Consider the following 3,906-nt stretch of genomic DNA (forward strand, 5'->3'; position numbering starts at 1 on the left):
CGGCTGAGGATCGAGCGTTGATGACTCGCTTCGCTCTCTTGACTCAGGTCCGAAGCTTGGTCTGTGATCTCTTAATCCTGATACGAACCGAGGCCACATCGCTGCCGCGTTGCCCCGATAAAGCGTGATTAACCCACGGCCGCCATCGGCGTGACCGCAGATCAGGTCCATGACACCGTCTTCATCGAAATCGCCAGAGGCCATTGTGAGCGGTTGCGTAGCCTGCTGCTCCAAAGCCTGCCCACCGGTGACTAGCCCTGTGTAGCTGGCCTTTATATCATGAGTTCCACGGAATGCGATTTGGATAGGTTGTCGCTTGTAGGCGTCAGCGCGCCCTGTCGCCTGGATAGGTTTTCGCTTAGTTGCGCTGGCAAGATGGGAATGACTGCTCGAAGCGATGACGGTCAATGCGAGCAGTCCAATGAGAGACGACACCAGAGATGAAAACAACAACCTGTTCACGACCTCTCTCCTCTCAGCCTCAAATGAGCCTTCCAGCGCAGGCCATCGCCTGCGTTATAGGCTCTTTCTTCTTCTTTACGCAATAAAATTCATGATCTCGAATCTGCCGCCGAGAATCTCGCGCGCGCTGACTTCCAACCAGCGTTCCAGAATCGTGGCATATAGCGAGCGAAAATCAATCGCGTGTTTGGTGTCATCTTCGCTGTACAAATCCGTCAGGCTCGGATGCTCACCGAAGATGCCCGTGCTTCGGCCCTGATTGAACCCATTGACGCGCGTGCCGATCACAAATTGCGGCGCCGAGGCGCCATGGTCTGTTCCATGATTGCCGTTTTCGGGAAGCTTCCGCCCAAACTCAGACCACGTCATCATGAGCACCTGGTGATCGCGGCCCAACCGGCGCATGTCCTGATAGAACGCCCAGACGGCTTCGTCCAGATAGCGCAACAAGAGCGGATGATTGACAGCTCGATCCAATTGACCTTGATGCGTGTCGAATCCGTCCAGCATCACATATAGGATTTTGGTTCCCAGATCGCTGGCGATAATTTGCGCCGCTTGCTTCATCGCTCCAGCTAGTGGATTGTTGCTTGGATAGACGACGGTTGGATCGTTCTGGTAGTTCTGATCGGCGCGTTCCTGGAGCAACTGGGAGCTGGTATAAGCATCCAGGGCCGTCAGCCGAATCTTTTCATACAACGTGCGTTCAGGCGCCGCCTCACGGTTCAGCGCCAGCAATGTTTGAATCCGAATCGGCTCGTCAGCCGGATAGAGTCGGTTCGTCACGCGCAGCCGATAATCTTCGATGCTGGCCACGACAGGCACAGCCGTGCGACGGGCAGCCAAACTGAGCGGCAAACGATCGCCGGTCACCGCCACAGCCAGCAACGGGTTGTGGCTACCTGGTGATGTCAGATCAAGCGTGTCGCCCAGCCAACCAAACGTTTCAATCTGATTTGGGTTGGCCGTGTGCCAGATGTCCATCGAACGGAAGTGCGAGCGGCTCGGATTGTCATAACCAACCGATTGAATAACAGCGACGCGGCCTTGATTGAAAAGGGTTCGCAGTCGAGATAAGTGCGGATGAAAGCCGAGTTGGTGACCAGCCGCATCGCGTCCGATTGGCAGAATACTGGCTTCTGGCACGGCCAGCGTCGGACGACGGTCGCGGTAGATGCCGTTGAGCGTCCCACTGATGGGGATCACCGTGTTCAACCCGTCATTGCCGCCGGCCAGTTGAATCACGACCAAGATGCGGTCATTTTGGCTCAGCGCAGCAGCGCGAGTCAGTGAGCTACTGGCTGCCATCTGCAGATAGCGCGGGAACGCCGACAATCCAACGCCAACCGTCAGCATGGTGAAGCCGCTTCGCTTGATGAATTCGCGTCGTGTGGTTCTGCTCATCGGCTCCCTCTAGCTCAACTGAAATTCCGGCGTCGCCATGATCAAGTAGATCAGGCCGCGAATCTTGTTATCTATGGTCCGTTGATGCGTCGGATCAAACGGGCCATAGGTGTTCGATCTTAGATACTGAATCAACGTCGTCCGCATGAAGGGCGAAAGCGGCGTTTGCAGCAACAGCCGACCGAAGTAATCAACCACCTGTTCCGGCGTCTGCAAATTCTGCTGGCGCACAAGGCCGGCCACATCAATGCTCGTCTCGCTTGCGCGGTTGAGCATCAAATCATGAGCGAAATTGTATCGAGCTAACATGAAGGTTGTGTTGATCCAGTTCAATCCCTCTTTCCACCCGCTGACATCCGGCGGGAAAAAGAGCGCCTGTCCCATTCGCCGCAGCGCCAGTTGTAAGCTCGCGTCCGAACCTTCGCCCAGTCCGCTCGGACGCAGCAAGCGAAAGGCGCTGACCAGCACTTCCGTCGGACTCTTGACGTGCGCGCGGAACGCCCGCTCCGAGTAGAATGCCTCCGATACCAGATTGCCCGGCGTGAAGATTGCCTTGAGCATATTGCGCACAGAGTATCGCTGTTCACCGTTGCGCCCGTCGAACACATCGGCCAGCGCGTTGATGATCTCCGGCTCCGGGTCGTCATACCCAAAGAACGTGAACAGGCGGTATCCCAAGAATCGCCCACACGCGCTCTGTGTCTGTCCTGGATTACGATGCCGGACAATGATGTCGAACAATTGCTCGCCGCTGCCACGAAACGTCACGCCCAGCACGGTGTAAGGACCTAGATCATGCTGCGCTGCGTCGAACTGGAACATCCGGGGATAATCACCCGGACGTGTTGGATCAGCCGGTCGTACCGACCAGCCGGTCAACGCGCGCGAAGCCTGACGCACATCCTGTTCAGTGTAGTTGGGAATCTTGGCGACGACATCTTCCACGCCCAGCGAAAACAGCTCCAACAGCTCACGCGCGTAATTCTCGTTGCTGCCGACTTCATCGTTGAGTCGCCGGTTGAGGCGATTATCGAGCCAGTAACCCATGGCCGGGTCCTTGCTCAAATAAAGTAGCATCTGCCGAAAATTCCCAACCGGAAAAGGATTGCCCGGTGAAGGACGACTCACCTGTCCATTGTCCGGCTCGAAGTTGCCGCGAAACAGCTCGTTTTGCAGATACATTTGCCGCACATCGCCGACCCCTTGCGCAGATGTAGCGAATAATCCGTGCCAGAACAGCACCATTTTTTCTTGCAGGGGTCGCGTTGTGGTGATCATGGCCTGGAGCCACCACTGCGTGAGCAACGTCATGAAATCGAATGAGGCATACTGATCGCTGGGCGGCGGCGCAAGATTGTCTGGCACGCGCTCGAAATGAACCATTTCATCGGCCAACGCGTGCAACCCACGCGCCACGCCTCGTTCAATCTCTTCGGGTCGGGCTGCAAACCCGGCGCGGCGCAGTAGGTGGGCTACCTTGTCCGATTCATTCAATGGCATCAGCAACCTTCCCTTCGAGCATCACTCAACCGCACGCGTGCTCTGCTTGCTAGATAACTCCCCGATTGAGCCTTGAGCGCCATCAACCGCGCTTTATCTTACTGGGATTCTTCGGCAGAAGCAAGAATTTTGTGAGGCATCGCTGTGCAATGTTACCTGCAAGCATTCAGCTTACAACATCACCTGAAGAGAGCGTGCATACGGCAAATGAACGCGGATCAGGGGGTCGCTCGCCTGCCGGCTGATCAGCGGCAGTGGCCCCGTTCCCTCAGGATCGGCGCGAGCCAGCTTGGTTCACTGAGGCAGCAGTTCGGCAAATCATCGTCCACTTAACACGTCCGTCGCTGTGAAATTGATAACGAACAGGACCGCGCCCATGGGGCTTATGAAGCGCACCCTGGACGATGCGCGATGCAATTCATCAGGAATCGCTCATGGGCTCACGCTCGCTCCGAAGGATGAAAATGGAGCACGGGCGTTCCCGCCTGTGCCACTTTTTCTGAGGAGTTGTTCATGTCGTGCGGGACGACGCCCAGAAAC

The 3,906-nt window shown here is 56.5% G+C and carries 3 protein-coding genes; all 3 read right to left on the reverse strand.

Going from position 1 to position 3,906, the window contains the following annotated elements; genetic code table 11:
- The coding region (locus tag NZ823_00125) for a hypothetical protein (protein MCS6803536.1) at positions 1-462 on the reverse strand (462 nt) is incomplete at its 3' end.
- 75 nt (positions 463-537) lie between these two features.
- The gene (locus NZ823_00130) at positions 538-1,866 is read right to left on the reverse strand and encodes a DUF1501 domain-containing protein (GenBank protein ID MCS6803537.1); all 1,329 of its coding nucleotides are present in this window, start codon (positions 1,864-1,866) and stop codon (positions 538-540) included.
- Positions 1,867-1,875: 9 nt separating this feature from the next.
- A complete protein-coding gene (locus NZ823_00135) occupies positions 1,876-3,366 on the reverse strand; it encodes a DUF1800 domain-containing protein (protein ID MCS6803538.1) in 1,491 nt (496 codons plus the stop codon).
- Between the last annotated feature and the right edge of the window lie 540 nt (positions 3,367-3,906).

Source organism: Blastocatellia bacterium (genome assembly GCA_025054955.1).
Lineage (GTDB): Bacteria > Acidobacteriota > Blastocatellia > HR10 > J050 > JANWZE01.

Bases quoted from the DNA above. Each gene is read 5' to 3' on its own strand.
- NZ823_00130 (MCS6803537.1), bottom strand. From the start codon at position 1,866: ATGAGCAGAACCACACGACGCGAATTCATCAAGCGAAGCGGCTTCACC.
- NZ823_00135 (MCS6803538.1), bottom strand. From the start codon at position 3,366: ATGCCATTGAATGAATCGGACAAGGTAGCCCACCTACTGCGCCGCGCC.